The following is a 14949-nucleotide window of genomic DNA, read 5'->3' as shown; positions in this document are numbered from 1 at the left end:
AAAATGGGCATCATTCGATTGATGGACGAACCTCTATCCAATAAAATATCCGCGGGTGAAGTCGTCGAACGGCCGACTTCGGTCGTTAAGGAATTAGTGGAAAATGCCATCGACGCTGGAAGCACAGCCATCGAAGTGTTACTCATCGAAGCGGGGCTAACCTCTATTCAAATTATTGATAACGGTGCAGGTATGGATGCTGATGATGCATTGTTGTCATTTTCCAGACACGCCACAAGTAAAATTGCCAATGAGCATGATTTATTCCGGATTCGGACACTGGGGTTTCGAGGTGAGGCACTAGCGAGTATCGCTTCAGTTTCGAAAGTAACTTTGCATACATCAAATGGTGCGAGTGGAACTTTTGTGCAGATGGAAGGCGGACGTTTAACCGAGCAACGCGCGGGGTCTCTTAGAAAAGGAACGGATATGAAAATCGATCAATTGTTTTTTAATACACCTGCACGGCTAAAATACATGAAAACATTGCAGACAGAATTGGGTCATACCATCGATTTGTTGAACCGTTTTGCGCTGAGCTATCCAGGTATTGCTTTTAAGCTGATGCATGACGGCAGAGTGATTCTGCAAACCTCAGGCAGTGGAGAAATCAAGCGCGTATTAGCCGACATTTACGGTGTTGCGATTGCTAAGAAAATGATTCCGTTCGAGGGACAGTCACATGACTATAAAGTATCGGGCTATGCGTCACTTCCTGAAATCACCCGTGCCAATAAAAACTATATTTCATTGTTTGTAAACGGACGCTGGGTCAAACATTATGCGATTGCCAACACGGTTCATAAGGCGTATCATACGTTCTTGCCGCTTGAGCGGCAGCCAATTGTCGTATTAAATATTGAAGGGGATCCTTATTTGACAGATGTCAATGTCCACCCATCAAAACAACAAATTCGTTTGAGTAAAGAAAAAGAATTGATGGAATTGATCCATGAAACGATTCGACGCACGATTAGTTCAGTTGTGCGTGCACCGATTATCGATCAACCAAAACCCGTCAAACAAGCGCCGACTAAACAATTAGATCTCTGGAAAAGTTCGTTTACAGTTCAAGAAACAAAACAGTTGCCCGCACAAGAATGGTCAGAGCTACCCGTTGAACACGAAACGGAAGTTGTTCAACGACAAGAAGAGCCACTTCAAGATGGAACGCCATTTATTGAAGAATTGCCACCATTAGCAGAACACGAGGAACAACAAGAAAGCCCTCAATTTCCCGAATTGGAAGTGGTGGGCCAAATTCATGGCACTTATATTGTGGCGCAAAGCCATGATGGTTTTTATTTGATTGATCAGCATGCAGCACAAGAACGCATCAAATACGAATACTTTCGTGAAAAAGTAGGAGATATTGACAGCAACGAACGACAAACTTTACTGTTGCCGTTAACATTCCATTACAGTCGAGATGAAGCGTTGAGGTTAAAAGACCATTTAGCTGTTTTGGCTGATAGTGGCGTATTTTTAGAAGTGTTTGGCGATACATCGTTTATTGTTCGGGAATACCCCACTTGGTTTCCAAAAGGATTTGAACAGGAAGTTATTGAAGATTTGATCGAACAAATTTTGAACGAGCGAAAAGTAGATATTAAGAAATTGCGGGAAGATGCAGCCATTATGATGAGTTGCAAACGCTCGATTAAAGCAAATCATTTTTTGCAGAAACACGATATGGAACGGTTACTGGTAGATTTGAAACAAGCAGAACAACCCTTTACTTGTCCGCACGGTCGTCCTGTGATTATCCATTTCAGGACATACGATGTGGAGAAAATGTTCAAACGTGTAATGAATTAAAAGTTGGCGTCTAATTTGCCAGCGTTTCGGGTATGAATAGAGAATACGTGTAGTGAGGAAGGGTGTAAACGATGCAGGTAACCAAAAATTACATGAATGCTTCTGATGGACATGAACTTTTTTATGCGCGTTACGAACCACCAAATCCGATTGGCCATATCCATATTATCCACGGGATGGCTGAACATATCGGTCGCTACGAAGAGTTCGCGGAATACTTAATGTCTCGCGGCTTTGTGGTATCTGCACATGATCAACGTGGACACGGGAAAACGGCAGAACAGAACGGGATTCAAGGTTACTTTGCAGATGATAACGGCTTTGAACGAGTAGTGGAAGATGCGCATACCGTCATTGCTGAAATCCAGCAGGCAACGGGAAATCTGCCATTGCTGCTATTCGGTCATAGTATGGGGTCCTTTGTGGCTCGTCGTTACATGCAATTGCACAGTGAAGAAATCAGTCGTATCGTATTATCCGGTACTGGTGGAAATCCTGGCATTTCCGGTAAAGTTGGAATGGCTGTAGCGGTCGCATCGGCAAAATTACAAGGAAAGCAAGAACCTAGCAAAGCGCTTGGGAAATTGACTTTTGGCAATTTTAATAAACCTTTCGCAGAAGAAGGTTCGTCTTACGCTTGGCTGAGTCGAGATAAAGAGGCTGTTGCGAAATACGAAGCAGATCCTTGGTGTGGTTTTGAATCAACTAATCAGTTTTACATTGATTTATTTTCCGGGCTTGCAACATTGAATAAGTCTGAAGAAATCGCCAAAATTCGAAAAGACTTGCCGGTTTTGTTTATTAGCGGTGCAATGGACCCTGTCGGAAATAACGGTGAAGGTGTTTTCAGTTCAGCCAAACAATTCAACAAAGCAGGGATGACTAACGTTAAAGTTTACCTAGCAGAACAAGGTCGGCATGAATTGCTCAACGAACTTAATCGAAAAGATTATTTTGAGTTAATCGGAGATTGGATGTGCGGAAATGATTGATGTGGTGGCCATTGTTGGACCTACGGCATCTGGGAAAACTGCGCTGAGCCTTGAATTAGCTAAGCGGTTAAACGGTGAAATTATCAACGGGGACTCGATGCAGATTTACCGAGATATGACGATTGGGACAGCGAAAATTTTACCTGAAGAAATGGCAGGAATTCCTCATCACTTGCTGGATATTAAAGAGCCGGACGAGAGTTTTTCAGTTGCAGAATACCAATTCTTAGTGCGGGAGAAAATTGCTGAAATTCGCTCGCGTGGAAAGCTGCCGATTATTGTCGGGGGAACAGGGATGTATGTGCAGGCCGTACTCTTTGATTACCGATTTTCAGAACAGCCTGTCGACCAACAACTTCGAGATGAGTTAAACAAGGAACTAGAACAAACGGGTCCTGAACAACTGTATGCCAAATTGTTAAAGTTGGATCCGCAGTCAGACATTCACCCGAACAACACGCGGCGTGTCATACGGGCGGTTGAAATTTTGATGAGTGGTCAGCAAAAAGGAGATCGGAATTTGGCGTTGTCGCCGATTTACAATGAAGTCATTATTGGACTAGACATGCCAAGAGACATCCTATACGACCGTATTAATCAACGAGTGGAGACGATGTTGCAACGCGGCTTGATCGAAGAAGTGCAAGCCTTACGGCAAAGAGGCATACGCGACGTTCAGTCTATTCAAGCCATTGGCTATAGAGAAATTTACGCTTATTTGGATGAACAAGAAAGTTTAGAACGAGCAATCGAAAAACTCAAGCAAAACTCACGCAAATACGCAAAAAGGCAATTTACTTATTTTAAAAACAAACTACCGATTTTCTGGATCGATGCACTGGCTGATCTCGAAAAAAATCTCCATGAAATAACAGTGGTTATGCAGGAAACTGACAGAAACTGTCGAATTGATAAACTGATGGCCAATCAAACACAAACAGAGAAATAGGGGGATTTACATGAAACCAGTTAATATTCAGGATGTCTATTTAAATCAACTGCGTAAAAATAATATTTATGTAACGGTCTTCTTACTTAATGGCTTTCAATTAAAAGGGACCATTAAATCTTATGATAATTTTACGGTGCTGGTCGAAACAGATGGCAAACAACAGTTAATTTACAAACATGCAATTTCGACGTTTTCTCCGTCAAAAGCTGTAGCGATTGAACACGAAGAGTAAAAAAGTCGGACTGTAGGTGCGGGCCGGTTTTTTGATTTATGCCTGTTAGAGCTAAACGAGCATCTACGCTTTTCGGGTTGTCTAGCTCCAGCAGCCAGATTCTAGGGTCTTAATCCACTCTGGCTGTGCGGCAAAAGACGCCGCTTCACCAGTGTGTCTTAAGCCCGTCAAATCTACACGGCTGCCTACGCTTTTCGGGTTGTCTAGCTCCGGTGCCCAGCTCCTCGGGTCATAAGCCAGCCCAACTGTGTGGCAAAAGACGCCACACTGCTGTTCTTTCTTATGCCTGTCAGAGTTAAACGGGCACCTACGCTTTTCGGGTTGACAGTTATGTTGTTGAGGTATAGCATTTTGAAGTGAATTCGATTTAAATTTCGGGAGGTGTCTTTATGAAGACTATTACAGCAGATGAATTGCAAAAACGAGTTGAAGCTGGAGAAGAGTTACGCATCATCGACGTTCGTGAAGCAGACGAGGTGGCTTTTGGAATGATTCCAGGAGCTAAACACATTCCGCTCGGTGAAGTGGAAGAGCGTAGCGGAGAGCTAGACGCAACCAAAGACTATCATCTGGTTTGTCGTGCGGGTCGTCGGAGTGAAATGGCTTGTGACATTTTGGAATCAAAAAATATGAAGACCATCAACGTTGAAGGCGGCATGACTGCCTGGAACGGCGAGACAATCGCATAACAAACACAAACAAACCACACAGCGTTTTTGCTGTGTGGTTTGTTTGTGTTTAAAAAGTATGCAGTTTCAGCTCTTCAGTTTACAGTCAAGCTCCAATGTCTTGATTTTAATGATCCAGCATTTGTACAGGCCTCTACGAGATTTGGATTTTACGAGCGGGTAATCTCCATTTAAAAGTATAGGACAAAATTCGCAGGATGGTGATCAGCACAAATAAAGAATAAAGCATAAGGTCAGAAGATGCTGAATTAAAGCTGATGAACAATCCGCACAATGCAGCCCAAACCGCATAGATTTCAGATTTTAACACAAGTGGTTTTCTTCCTGCTAGTAAATCACGAATGATTCCTCCGCCAGAACCTGTAAGTACGGCTGCTACAACAACTGCAAATAGTGGCAATTCTAGTTCAACAGCATAAATGGCTCCTTGAACAGCAAACGCTGACAATCCGATAGCATCAAAAAAATTGCCCCAGCGATTCCAGTGGCCAAGCAGTTTATGCGGAAACAAAAAGACAATCGTGATCGATGCAAAGGCCAGTTGGAACATGAATTCTTGTTCCCATAGCGCCGAAACAGGCACGCCGATCAATAAATTTCGAATGGCACCGCCACCAAAGGCTGTGACAACGCCGAGAAGATAGACACCAAAAATATCGTATTCTTCTTCCATGGCAATAATTGCGCCGGATATTGCAAAAGCAATCGTACCGAAGGCGCTCAGTACTTCCCAAGCCATAGAGCTATTCCTCCTCAACATACAACTCTATGAATTGTAGCAGAATTTGACGCTATTTCAAGTCATGCCGCATAATAGAAAAGAGAAATTCAAGAGAATGGAGAATTACATGTTTACTACAATTACTAAAATAGAAAAAATTATCAAGAGACAGCTCGAATTGGCTGACGAAACAGCTTACATAAACCAAAAGAAAGTATTAACGGCTTTTCATAACCAGCGCGTTAGTGACCATCATTTTAATCCATCTACCGGTTACGGGTACGACGATGAAGGACGAGATACGCTTGAGCGAGTCTATGCGGATGTTTTTGGAGCGGAAGCGGCTCTCGTTCGGCCGCAAATTATTTCTGGAACCCATGCCATTACCATTTCGTTGTTCGGTGTATTGAGACCAGGAGACGAACTGCTTTATCTAACAGGTAAGCCTTACGATACATTAGATTCTATTGTCTCAGGCGGTGACAAGGATACGGGATCGCTAAAAGACTTCGGTATTAGTTACCAGCATACCGATCTGGACGCTAACAATAAAATTGATTGGCTAGCAGCTGAAAAAGCAATAAATGACAAGACCAAAGTCATCGCCATTCAACGTTCGCGAGGCTATGACACACGACCTTCCTTTACGATAGAAGAAATCGAAGGCATGATTGCGGGTATTCGTCGCATAAAGCCACAAGCTATTGTTTTTGTTGATAATTGCTATGGCGAGTTTGTGGAAACGCGTGAGCCGATTGAAGTAGGCGCGGATTTGATTGCCGGCTCTCTGATTAAAAATCCTGGAGGTGGACTCGCTAAAATTGGTGGCTACATCGCCGGTAGAGCCGATCTGGTTGAAAAATGTGGTTACCGCATGACATCGCCGGGTATAGGGGGAGAGGCAGGCGCGTCACTCAATGCACTACCCGATATGTATCAAGGGTTTTTCATGGCGCCACATATTGTTTCTCAAGCATTAAAAGGGGCAATTTTTACTTCAGCACTTTTAGAAGACGCGGGAATGCTTACCGCGCCTCATTGGAGTGACGAGAGGACAGACTTGATTCAATCGGTATCGTTTCAAACGGCTGAGCAGATGATTGCTTTTTGCCAAACGATTCAAGCGAGTTCACCAGTCAATGCGCAATTCAAACCGGAACCGGCTTATATGCCAGGTTATGAAGACGATGTCATTATGGCAGCAGGAACGTTTGTGCAAGGTTCCAGCATTGAACTGACAGCGGATGGTCCCATTCGGCCACCGTTCACAGCGTTTGTACAAGGTGGACTTACCTATGAACACGTTAAAATTGCCGTTTTAAACTCGGTTGACGTATTGAAAAAAGCTAACTTAATCTAATCGATTCCTCGCATATTGCAAGCGGGGAGTTTTAATGTAAGGAAACTTAACGTGTGTTTGACAAATAATCTAACATGATATATGCTGTACAAGTAATAACTACTTGAAATGAGTGAAACTTATGACGAACCTGGTTCGACGGACGATGCCGCTTCTTCCAATCAGTATAGTTATGCAGCTGACGGAACTTACTGCGAGACAAATCCGTTATTACGAAGAGCACAAGTTAATTAGCCCTGCCCGTACCGATGGGAATAAGCGTATGTTTTCGTTAAACGACGTCGATGCTTTACTTGAAATCAAGGACTACTTGGATCAAGGACTTAATATCGCCGGCATTAAGAAATTATACGAGTTAAAAAACTCGCCTGAAAACAATCAGGTAGAGTCAAAAAATCTAAGTGACGCGGAGTTGCGAAATTTGCTGCGTGAACAATTGAAACATCAAGCTCGACCCTTCGAACTTGGTGGCTTTAGACAAGGTGATTTATCCCGTTTCTTCCATTAAAGAAATGGGCTTACATAAAACATTCATAGGAGAGTGAAGAGAACATGGGCAAGTATTCAAAAGAAGACATTCACCGATTAGTAAAAGAAGAGAACGTTAATTTTATTCGTCTGCAATTTACAGATATTCTTGGAGTCATCAAAAACGTTGAAATACCGACATCCCAATTGGACAAAGCACTCGATAACAAAATGATGTTTGATGGATCTTCTATCGATGGATTTGTACGCATCGAAGAATCGGATATGTATTTATTCCCAGACCTTGATACTTGGGCAGTGTTCCCATGGATTACAGGCAAAGGGAAAGTAGCGCGCTTAATCTGTGACATTTATAGCCCAGACGGCACGCCATTTGCTGGAGATCCGCGCACTAATTTAAAACGCGTATTAAAAGAAATGGAAGAGTTAGGATTTACGCATTTTAACCTAGGACCAGAGCCAGAATTTTTCTTGTTCAAACTTGATGAACGAGGCGAACCATCATTAGAACTAAATGACCACGGCGGCTATTTTGACTTAGCACCGATGGACCTTGGCGAAAACTGCCGACGCGATATCGTTCTAGAACTTGAAGAGATGGGCTTTGAAATTGAAGCTTCTCACCACGAAGTAGCACCAGGACAACATGAAATTGACTTTAAATACGCAGATGCAATAAAAGCCTGTGACGACATTCAAACCTTTAAGTTAGTTGTTAAAACAATTGCGCGTAAACACGGATTGCATGCAACCTTTATGCCGAAGCCATTGTACGGTGTAAGTGGTTCAGGAATGCACATGAACGTTTCATTATTTGACGGAGACCGCAACACATTCCTTGATGAAGCGGGCGACTTGAAACTAAGTGAAACAGCTTACCAGTTTATCGCAGGTATTATTGAGCACGCTAAAGGCTATACAGCTATAACAAATCCACTTGTAAACTCGTACAAACGTCTAGTTCCAGGTTACGAAGCACCTTGTTATATTGCTTGGTCTGGCCAAAACCGTAGCCCGTTAGTACGTATCCCATCATCACGCGGTTTGTCTACACGTGTTGAAGTACGTTCAGTTGATCCAGCAGCAAACCCGTACCTAGCAATGGCGGTACTATTAGGTGCAGGTCTTGATGGCATCAGAAGAAAACTAACGCCACCAAAAGCAGTAGACCGCAACATTTACATGATGAACCAAAAAGAGCGTGAAGCAGTCGGTATTGAAGATCTGCCAAGCACTTTGTATAACGCACTACAAGAGCTACAAAAAAATGAAATTATGACAAAAGCATTAGGCGAACACATTTTAAATAATTTCGTCGAAGCGAAAGAAATTGAATGGGACATGTTCCGCACAAGCGTCCACCCGTGGGAACGTGAGCAATACTTGAAAATGTATTAAGTTGAAAACCGTTGGGGCTCTAAGGCTCCAACGGTTTTTTCTTTTCTTCTAAAAGTCGCCAATTGGGCAACTTTTTTTATTTGCCCAATTTTTGCCCAACTTTATTTAAAAAGTGCTCATATAGTCGTCGAATTTCTCGATTGAGCGTTCTTCCATCTTCTTCGAAACATGGCTATAAACATCTGCTGTGATTTGATAATTTTGATGACCCAATCGTTCCTGGACATATTTCATGTCGGCGCCAGCTTCCAGCAACATGACCGCATGTGTATGCCGAGTTGAGTGAATCGGAAGGGGTGGGGCATCAATTTTAGCTAAGCAGGATTTAAAGACATTATACAAAGTTGACTTCGGCAGAGGAGAACCATCTTCCCGACAAAAGATCAAATTCAAATCATGACGATAAGCTTCCCCTAAATGCAATTTTCGTTGGTTCTGGTACTTCAGATGCTCCTGCAGCTCTTTCATAAAAACTTTTCGCATCTTCAGCGCGCGGACAGATCCTTCTTTTTTAGTTGGTCCGAATAACTCGTCTGGATGATCAGGCTGAAAGTCGAGGGTTTCTTCTATATAGATAATATCGTTTTTCCAATCTACTCTTGGCCACTTCAATGCGGCAGCTTCTCCTTTGCGTGCGCCACTTTCAAACAGGAACTTAAAGAAAACACCATAGACTTGACCACGCTTGTAAATCTCCGGATATAAAGCGTTTAAATAGGTAGGCTCGAGGTATTTCAACTTTTGAACCTGCTTCTTCCGAATCTGCACATTCTCGGCCGGATTCTTTTCGATGTAGTTATTGATCATCGCTCTTTTTAAAGCTTGGTAACAAACATTATGGATGCGCCTGGCTGATTCTGTCGATAGGTTCTTCTCACTCAAGCTATCAATGAACTTCTGATACATCATCGGTTTAATTTCATGAATGCCTATTCCCCCAAAATAGGGAATCGCGTGATTCTCTAAAGCGGTCCGGTATGTTTTGTATGTGTTGGGCCGTAATTTGTCTTTTACGTATTGTTCCAGCCATTCCCGGACATAGGCAGCAAATGCAAACTCACCTTTCCCGTAGCCCTGCAGCACGCTTTTTTCTTTTTTAGCTGCCGCCAATTGTGCTTCTTTTTTTGTAGAAAATCCACTCTCGGTATATTCCCTTTTCTTTTCAGAGTATGGATCTATCACAATTACTCGATACTGCCACGTTTTACCTCGTTTACGATAGGATGCCACTGCAATCCCTCCCTCTAAATAGCTTTAATGAATTCTTTGTATATTTCAAGGCATTACGGAATACAAATTATCCGTAGATTAAGTTCTGTATGTATTGACGCAGCCGTTTCTCTGCAAACCAGTGTTCGACGCCAAACGTCTCCATGAGCAGACAAACGGCTTCTTTTTCGTTATTTGGCAACGTCATGTTGTGGAGCATGAAAGATGGGATGCAGGCGTACTGAGCGAAGTTATTCGACTTATTTTCTTGATAGACCTGATACGGCATCGGCATAGTGATTTGATTGCCAGAGTGCCAGAGCGCGTGACAAAGTTCGTGTCCAAAGTCTTGCCATTGTTCAGCAGTCGTAACTCTTTCATCTAACACAATTGCATTTTTTACATTCATAGATTCTGTAGGTAAATAAAGAACTGATAGTCCGTTTCTATAGGCAATTTCTTCTAGGTCTAATTGATGTGGGGAATGAATTCCAATTGACCGATAAAAATTATTTAGGTAATCTTCTGACGCATTATATGTATAACCCATGAAAGTCTCTCCTTATGGAACGTATGTTCTTTTTGAGGTTAAAAGAAAAGCCCAATATAGGGCGATTTTTTAAAGCTTTAGTAATTCTAGTTTCTTTGCAATAAATTCTTCTTCATTAATAATTCCGTCATCAAGTAGTGACTTGTATTTCCGTAACTGTTCAGCGACGTCTACCGATACTGGAGCAAAGGGAGTTGAAGAAGATTTTCCTATTTTGCTTCTGGCATATTCGACAAATTGATCGACTTGACCGTAGTTAATGCCGTACATTTCTGATTTGTTTCCGGAAGCGATGATATTGATCTTATGGCCGGTCAATCCTTTTCCGATTTCTAGACTAGAGATATTGGAGAATGGGAAGCTTTCTGTTTCGAAACCAGTAAAGCGTTCAGCATAAAAGAAAATCTGACGCTCTGTAGCGATGAACAAGCCGTTTCGGATGGTGTCATTCCCTAACGACTTCGTTTTATAAACACCATATACCCAGTACATGATTTTTTCGTCACTGAGCTGTTTCTTAGCGGATCTTAATAATGCAGTGGTTCGTTTGTTTGCCTCTGGCCCGATTTCCTGATCAAATTCTCCATTTTTTTCAATGATCTCTTGAATTTCAATAGCTGTCATTTTTTGAATAGGCTTATCCAGTGGTTTAACCTTTGTGAATCCAGCTAGTTCAAAACAAGATGGACAAACCCAGCGTTTATCAGCAATTCGATAACGATTCAATCCAGTTTCTTTTCCACAAACTGAACACTTCGCTTTTCTATCAAAGAATCCCATAAAAATTCCACCTGTCACTCATTATTTTTTAGTTATCTCTAGAACCCGAAATCAATTGGGCTTGTCGAATCATACGTTCTTCATCTTTCTTATCTTTAACGACCAATATTGCATGAATAACACCTGGAAGAAAACCTAATAAGCAAAGTAAAAGGTTCATGAGCGCTTGAAAAGGCTTGCCTGCCAATAAAACAGCTAAAGGGGGAAGAAATACGGCTAGAAAATAAATAGTAACGCCTCCAAATTTATATTTACTTTAATATTAACAAAATTTTGAAATAAATACAGGATTATTTATTTTTCTTGCGCTTTTGCATTACCTGATCCACTTCGTAAGCAATTTCGAGACGTTCCATCATGTCTAATACGTTGTCACTTTTGTTCTTGAAAAAGAGAGCTTCTTCATTGATGGCCCAGTCTAATACTTCTTGCTGGTAGGGGGAGAGGTTGTTGTATTCATCTTGATCAACGCCGAGTTTATCGAACGGGAAAAGGCTGACTTGTTCTGTTTGTTCATCTTTAGTATCTCTTCCAAGAAGATAATCAGTGCTTACGTCAAAGTAATCGGCGATTTTAATTAATATGTCGTAGTCAGGACTTCGACTCCCACTTTCGTATGCAGTATAAGCAGGACGAGTAAGACCTAAGTACTTTGCCACATCTTGCTGAGTTCTCTTCTTTCTATTTCGTAATTCTTTTAATCTTTGTGCTAACATAAAAAACACCTCCGGTACCTATAATATTAACGTAACAATACGTGACAATATACGTCATGTAACGAAATGAAACTTTTTTTGAATTTGTTGTTGACAATGTAACGTAATGATACTAATATAAAGGTAACGGAACGATACATAGGAGGTGAGAGTATGAAAAGCGGACAAAGAGCCTGGCTTAAAGAATACAGAAACAAAAAGGGTCTGACTCAATTAGAAGTTGCTGAAAAAGCTGATATTAAGCGCCCGTATTACACGATGATTGAGACGGGACAGAGAAAACCAAGTGTAGTTGCTGCAAAATCTATCGGATCGGCTCTAGGTTTTGATTGGACCATTTTTTTTGAAGAAGAAGGTAACACTTCGTTACTTAAGCGAGCAGCAGTCTAAGAAAGGAGAGGGTTAGATGAAGGGTCAAAGAAAAATCGGAGTTGGAATATCACTAGGTATCCCGACGGAAGAGTTATTTATAACAAACCAGAGAGAAGACGTCGACCGGATGCTGGCACGCGGTTGGAAGATTGTCTTCTCTCCAGACAACCCATTAGCTACCGATTCGATTTTCTCAAATCTTTGGGTGTTAGCGTTCTTTTAGGGTCTGGCTTTTCGTAGTTTTCCGGATAAACCGGGTCTCCTTTTTCCGGAGGCCAAGCCAATTGGATAAAAAGGGGCCGATGGTCTGCGAGTATGGTTCCTGTATTTACCCAACCGACCTCTTCGAATTCGCGAATACCATTTCCCAGTCTTTCAGGATCTGTGTATGCACTAAATAATTGAAAGTTCTTGTATTCGTTCAATATAATCACCTCCCATCAACTACATTTTACCAGTTGATTCGGGAGAGTGACAGAGAAGTTAGAAATATTAAACAACTAAGAATCTCGTTATCAGTTTTTAATTAGCAAATTTTGAATAAAAAATAGGAGGAATTTATATGCATGAATTAATACCGACATTGCAAAACGAAGCAGGAGAAATTACATTAAGCGGCCGAGAGCTCCACGAGTTCTTAGAAGTAAGAACAGCGTATAAAGATTGGTTCCCTCGAATGGTCACTTATGGATTCGAAGAAGAAATCGACTTTACAGCTATTGCTCAAAAAAGAGCAACAGCTCAAGGGAATATAACTACCTTAACGGACCACCAAATCAAACTCGACATGGCCAAAGAAATAGCGATGATCCAGCGAACAGATAAAGGCAAGGAAGCGCGCCAGTATTTCTTGAAACTCGAAAAACTTTGGAATAGTCCAGAAATGGTTATCAAGCGCGCTATGGAGATTCAACAAAAGAAAATAATGTTGCTTGAATCAAAAATTGCTGAAGATGAAAAGTTTACAAGTTACGGAAAAGCAGTCGGGGACAGCGATGGATCTATTACAGTTGGTGCTTTAGCAAAAATCCTTTACGACAAACACGGAGTGAGTATCGGCAGAAACAAATTGATGGCTTGGCTACGTGATAACGGCTACTTGATCAAACAAGTCGGAAGAGAGAAGAATTTCCCGAAACAGCATTTCATAGAGCGAGGCTGGTTCAAGTTGTCTACAAAACTAATTAAACGTACTGAGGGCGATGTACAAAGCGGAACACCATTAGTTACTGGTAAGGGTCAAGTTGAATTAGCGAAATTACTTATGGAAGAATTTTCGGCAGCAAGAAGAGAGGTTCAGTTGTTGAATAGTTAAAAGGGGGGCAATAAAAAATGAATGATTCTTTGGACTTCAAAAAGCGCAGTTTAATTAATTCAATGAAACACAACTTTCCTGAACAATATAAGAAAAATTTTTCAGGCAAAGAATTTCATTTCTATCCTTTTGCGGCATATTGCCACGCTTATGCAGAGTATTTACTAAATTCTTCCGATTACAACGAATACGGAAATTTCATCAAAGAGTTCAATTCAATAATCGTACAAGACGAAATCTATTTATGGGCAGAAAAAGTTCAGACAAGAAGCCCAGGAGTTATGTCTATATTTTCTTACAACTACATGACCGCTGAAATAATAGACAAGCGTTATCGGATAAAAGGAGAAGAATTTTCAAACGAGATAGATTTAGAAATTCTTATTTTATCTAACTTTCAAGATTACTTTAGAGAAGAAATCGAAATTAAACGTCAGCAAGTCGTTGGCTATGGAAAGTCGGATCTTCTAATAAACGGAAACATAGTAATTGAACTAAAAAAGTCGACAGCTAAAAGGAAAGATGTTTATCAAGCCTTTGAATATTCGTTCGGAGAAGATGTCGAAGTAACTTGTTTGATCGCTCAAGGCTTTAGTGAAGAGGTTTTGGATATAGCGAATAAATTGAAAGTTGAATGCTATAGGTACGCATTTGGTAGAGATCCTGAACAACCAGGGAATTATCCAGTCGGGGTATTCTTCGAAAAAATATCTAAAACTTCTTTCAATAAGTTCGATGAAGTCTTGGCGGAAGTTGATAATTCAATTCTTTTTTCTGATTACGATACGAGATTCAACTTTAATGAAATCTTTGAAAAGAAAAAAGAAAAGATGAACTTAATATTTTATAGGACTCAAGAAATTCACGGAAAAGAAAGAGAAATCCTTTTGAAAGAGTTGGACAAGTTGGGGTACGACACACGAAAAGGGTTAGAGGCTTTAATTCCAGAGGTGCAAGAAGCTGTGGATAAAGAACAGGGCGCGAGGGACGCCCAGGAGGAGTGAAAAGCGATGTCACAGCTAGTGCAATTGAATGAAGCTCAATTGGAAGGGATGATTATCGAGGAAATCAGACAGCGTTTAAATCATTTGGAGCACAGACACACATTTTGGGATGTAAATGAGCTAGAGAGACAGACCTGCATGAGTAGATCCTTCATCTTAGATCAGTTTTTCTACGATGATCGATTCAAGAAAATTAGATTTAAGATTGGTGGGAAATGGTACATGTCGGCCAGAGAAACTGAGGAATTTCTGTTGACCTGGTTGAAAGAGAGGCAAGAGAGCTAAGCGAGGACTTGTCTCTCTATATAACAATCATACAACGACCTGATGTATATAAAAATATAGTCAACCA

General features: G+C 41.2%; 19 protein-coding genes. 13 read left to right on the top strand and 6 right to left on the bottom strand.

Annotated features, from left to right (window positions below; genetic code table 11):
• The first annotated feature begins 3 nt into the window (after positions 1-3).
• From mutL to AJGP001_RS11035, 5 genes are all read left to right on the top strand, one after another.
• Positions 4-1818 carry a DNA mismatch repair endonuclease MutL gene (mutL, locus tag AJGP001_RS11055; protein ID WP_071154162.1) on the top strand — a complete coding sequence of 605 codons (1815 nt, stop codon included), beginning with the start codon at positions 4-6 and terminating at the stop codon, positions 1816-1818.
• Between the two features lie 71 nt (positions 1819-1889).
• Positions 1890-2810 carry an alpha/beta hydrolase gene (locus AJGP001_RS11050; protein WP_071154163.1) on the top strand — a complete coding sequence of 307 codons (921 nt, stop codon included), beginning with the start codon at positions 1890-1892 and terminating at the stop codon, positions 2808-2810.
• A complete protein-coding gene (gene miaA / locus AJGP001_RS11045; protein ID WP_071154164.1) occupies positions 2803-3759 on the top strand; it encodes a tRNA (adenosine(37)-N6)-dimethylallyltransferase MiaA in 957 nt (318 codons plus the stop codon). The genes AJGP001_RS11050 and miaA overlap by 8 nt, the downstream gene beginning before the upstream one ends.
• A gap of 10 nt (positions 3760-3769) precedes the next feature.
• Entirely contained in the window at positions 3770-3994 is a 225-nt protein-coding gene (hfq, locus tag AJGP001_RS11040) for an RNA chaperone Hfq (protein WP_058384980.1), read from the top strand.
• 389 nt (positions 3995-4383) lie between these two features.
• A complete protein-coding gene (locus tag AJGP001_RS11035; protein WP_071154165.1) occupies positions 4384-4683 on the top strand; it encodes a rhodanese-like domain-containing protein in 300 nt (99 codons plus the stop codon).
• Positions 4684-4816: 133 nt separating this feature from the next.
• Here the strand turns inward: AJGP001_RS11035 and AJGP001_RS11030 are convergent, their stop codons facing one another.
• Complete coding sequence (locus tag AJGP001_RS11030; protein WP_058384983.1) at positions 4817-5422, bottom strand: trimeric intracellular cation channel family protein; 606 nt, start codon at positions 5420-5422, stop codon at positions 4817-4819.
• 109 nt (positions 5423-5531) lie between these two features.
• Here AJGP001_RS11030 and AJGP001_RS11025 point away from each other — a divergent pair, with 109 nt between their 5' ends.
• From AJGP001_RS11025 to glnA, 3 genes are all read left to right on the top strand, one after another.
• Positions 5532-6764 carry a methionine gamma-lyase family protein gene (locus AJGP001_RS11025; RefSeq protein WP_143039542.1) on the top strand — a complete coding sequence of 411 codons (1233 nt, stop codon included), beginning with the start codon at positions 5532-5534 and terminating at the stop codon, positions 6762-6764.
• Positions 6765-6885: 121 nt separating this feature from the next.
• Positions 6886-7272, top strand: coding sequence for a MerR family transcriptional regulator (locus AJGP001_RS11020; protein WP_071154167.1), 387 nt, complete (start codon positions 6886-6888; stop codon positions 7270-7272).
• A gap of 44 nt (positions 7273-7316) precedes the next feature.
• On the top strand, positions 7317-8651 hold the full coding sequence (glnA, locus tag AJGP001_RS11015) for a type I glutamate--ammonia ligase (protein ID WP_058384986.1): 1335 nt from the start codon (positions 7317-7319) through the stop codon (positions 8649-8651).
• A gap of 105 nt (positions 8652-8756) precedes the next feature.
• Here glnA and AJGP001_RS11010 read toward each other — a convergent pair whose 3' ends face one another.
• The 5 genes from AJGP001_RS11010 to AJGP001_RS17735 all read right to left on the bottom strand — a co-directional run bounded on the left by AJGP001_RS11010 (position 8757) and on the right by AJGP001_RS17735 (position 11906).
• On the bottom strand, positions 8757-9881 hold the full coding sequence (locus AJGP001_RS11010) for a tyrosine-type recombinase/integrase (RefSeq protein ID WP_071154168.1): 1125 nt from the start codon (positions 9879-9881) through the stop codon (positions 8757-8759).
• Positions 9882-9948: 67 nt separating this feature from the next.
• Positions 9949-10410 carry an ImmA/IrrE family metallo-endopeptidase gene (locus AJGP001_RS11005; RefSeq protein WP_071154169.1) on the bottom strand — a complete coding sequence of 154 codons (462 nt, stop codon included), beginning with the start codon at positions 10408-10410 and terminating at the stop codon, positions 9949-9951.
• 69 nt (positions 10411-10479) lie between these two features.
• Positions 10480-11190 carry a PH domain-containing protein gene (locus AJGP001_RS11000; RefSeq protein ID WP_078080548.1) on the bottom strand — a complete coding sequence of 237 codons (711 nt, stop codon included), beginning with the start codon at positions 11188-11190 and terminating at the stop codon, positions 10480-10482.
• 28 nt (positions 11191-11218) lie between these two features.
• Entirely contained in the window at positions 11219-11419 is a 201-nt protein-coding gene (locus AJGP001_RS10995) for a YqaE/Pmp3 family membrane protein (protein ID WP_078080547.1), read from the bottom strand.
• A gap of 61 nt (positions 11420-11480) precedes the next feature.
• On the bottom strand, positions 11481-11906 hold the full coding sequence (locus tag AJGP001_RS17735) for a helix-turn-helix domain-containing protein (protein WP_071154170.1): 426 nt from the start codon (positions 11904-11906) through the stop codon (positions 11481-11483).
• A 153-nt stretch (positions 11907-12059) separates the two neighbouring features.
• Here AJGP001_RS17735 and AJGP001_RS10985 point away from each other — a divergent pair, with 153 nt between their 5' ends.
• From AJGP001_RS10985 to AJGP001_RS10965, 5 genes are all read left to right on the top strand, one after another.
• Positions 12060-12296: a helix-turn-helix transcriptional regulator gene (locus tag AJGP001_RS10985; protein WP_071154171.1), complete on the top strand. Its 237-nt coding sequence runs from the start codon at positions 12060-12062 to the stop codon at positions 12294-12296.
• Positions 12297-12312: 16 nt separating this feature from the next.
• Entirely contained in the window at positions 12313-12501 is a 189-nt protein-coding gene (locus tag AJGP001_RS17395; protein WP_143039543.1) for a hypothetical protein, read from the top strand.
• Between the two features lie 339 nt (positions 12502-12840).
• Positions 12841-13593, top strand: coding sequence for a phage antirepressor KilAC domain-containing protein (locus AJGP001_RS10975; protein ID WP_071154173.1), 753 nt, complete (start codon positions 12841-12843; stop codon positions 13591-13593).
• Positions 13594-13610: 17 nt separating this feature from the next.
• On the top strand, positions 13611-14597 hold the full coding sequence (locus AJGP001_RS10970) for a PDDEXK family nuclease (RefSeq protein ID WP_078080546.1): 987 nt from the start codon (positions 13611-13613) through the stop codon (positions 14595-14597).
• Positions 14598-14603: 6 nt separating this feature from the next.
• Complete coding sequence (locus AJGP001_RS10965) at positions 14604-14882, top strand: hypothetical protein (protein ID WP_071154175.1); 279 nt, start codon at positions 14604-14606, stop codon at positions 14880-14882.
• Positions 14883-14949 lie beyond the last annotated feature (67 nt).

It is taken from the genome of Planococcus faecalis (assembly GCF_002009235.1).
Classification (GTDB): domain Bacteria; phylum Bacillota; class Bacilli; order Bacillales_A; family Planococcaceae; genus Planococcus; species Planococcus kocurii.
Note: the sequence above shows the minus strand (reverse complement) of the source record. Positions and strands in the feature narration are given on the sequence as shown.

Excerpts from the sequence above, each read along its gene's own strand:
- AJGP001_RS11020 (WP_071154167.1), top strand. The coding sequence starts at position 6,886 with ATGACGAACCTGGTTCGACGGACGATGCCGCTTCTTCCAATCAGTATA.
- AJGP001_RS17395 (WP_143039543.1), top strand. The coding sequence starts at position 12,313 with ATGAAGGGTCAAAGAAAAATCGGAGTTGGAATATCACTAGGTATCCCG.
- AJGP001_RS11050 (WP_071154163.1), top strand. The coding sequence starts at position 1,890 with ATGCAGGTAACCAAAAATTACATGAATGCTTCTGATGGACATGAACTT.
- AJGP001_RS10985 (WP_071154171.1), top strand. The coding sequence starts at position 12,060 with ATGAAAAGCGGACAAAGAGCCTGGCTTAAAGAATACAGAAACAAAAAG.
- AJGP001_RS17735 (WP_071154170.1), bottom strand. The coding sequence starts at position 11,906 with ATGTTAGCACAAAGATTAAAAGAATTACGAAATAGAAAGAAGAGAACT.
- miaA (WP_071154164.1), top strand. The coding sequence starts at position 2,803 with ATGATTGATGTGGTGGCCATTGTTGGACCTACGGCATCTGGGAAAACT.
- AJGP001_RS10965 (WP_071154175.1), top strand. The coding sequence starts at position 14,604 with ATGTCACAGCTAGTGCAATTGAATGAAGCTCAATTGGAAGGGATGATT.
- mutL (WP_071154162.1), top strand. The coding sequence starts at position 4 with ATGGGCATCATTCGATTGATGGACGAACCTCTATCCAATAAAATATCC.
- AJGP001_RS11025 (WP_143039542.1), top strand. The coding sequence starts at position 5,532 with ATGTTTACTACAATTACTAAAATAGAAAAAATTATCAAGAGACAGCTC.
- AJGP001_RS11005 (WP_071154169.1), bottom strand. The coding sequence starts at position 10,410 with ATGGGTTATACATATAATGCGTCAGAAGATTACCTAAATAATTTTTAT.
- AJGP001_RS11030 (WP_058384983.1), bottom strand. The coding sequence starts at position 5,422 with ATGGCTTGGGAAGTACTGAGCGCCTTCGGTACGATTGCTTTTGCAATA.
- AJGP001_RS11000 (WP_078080548.1), bottom strand. The coding sequence starts at position 11,190 with ATGGGATTCTTTGATAGAAAAGCGAAGTGTTCAGTTTGTGGAAAAGAA.
- AJGP001_RS10970 (WP_078080546.1), top strand. The coding sequence starts at position 13,611 with ATGAATGATTCTTTGGACTTCAAAAAGCGCAGTTTAATTAATTCAATG.
- AJGP001_RS11035 (WP_071154165.1), top strand. The coding sequence starts at position 4,384 with ATGAAGACTATTACAGCAGATGAATTGCAAAAACGAGTTGAAGCTGGA.
- AJGP001_RS10975 (WP_071154173.1), top strand. The coding sequence starts at position 12,841 with ATGCATGAATTAATACCGACATTGCAAAACGAAGCAGGAGAAATTACA.
- hfq (WP_058384980.1), top strand. The coding sequence starts at position 3,770 with ATGAAACCAGTTAATATTCAGGATGTCTATTTAAATCAACTGCGTAAA.
- glnA (WP_058384986.1), top strand. The coding sequence starts at position 7,317 with ATGGGCAAGTATTCAAAAGAAGACATTCACCGATTAGTAAAAGAAGAG.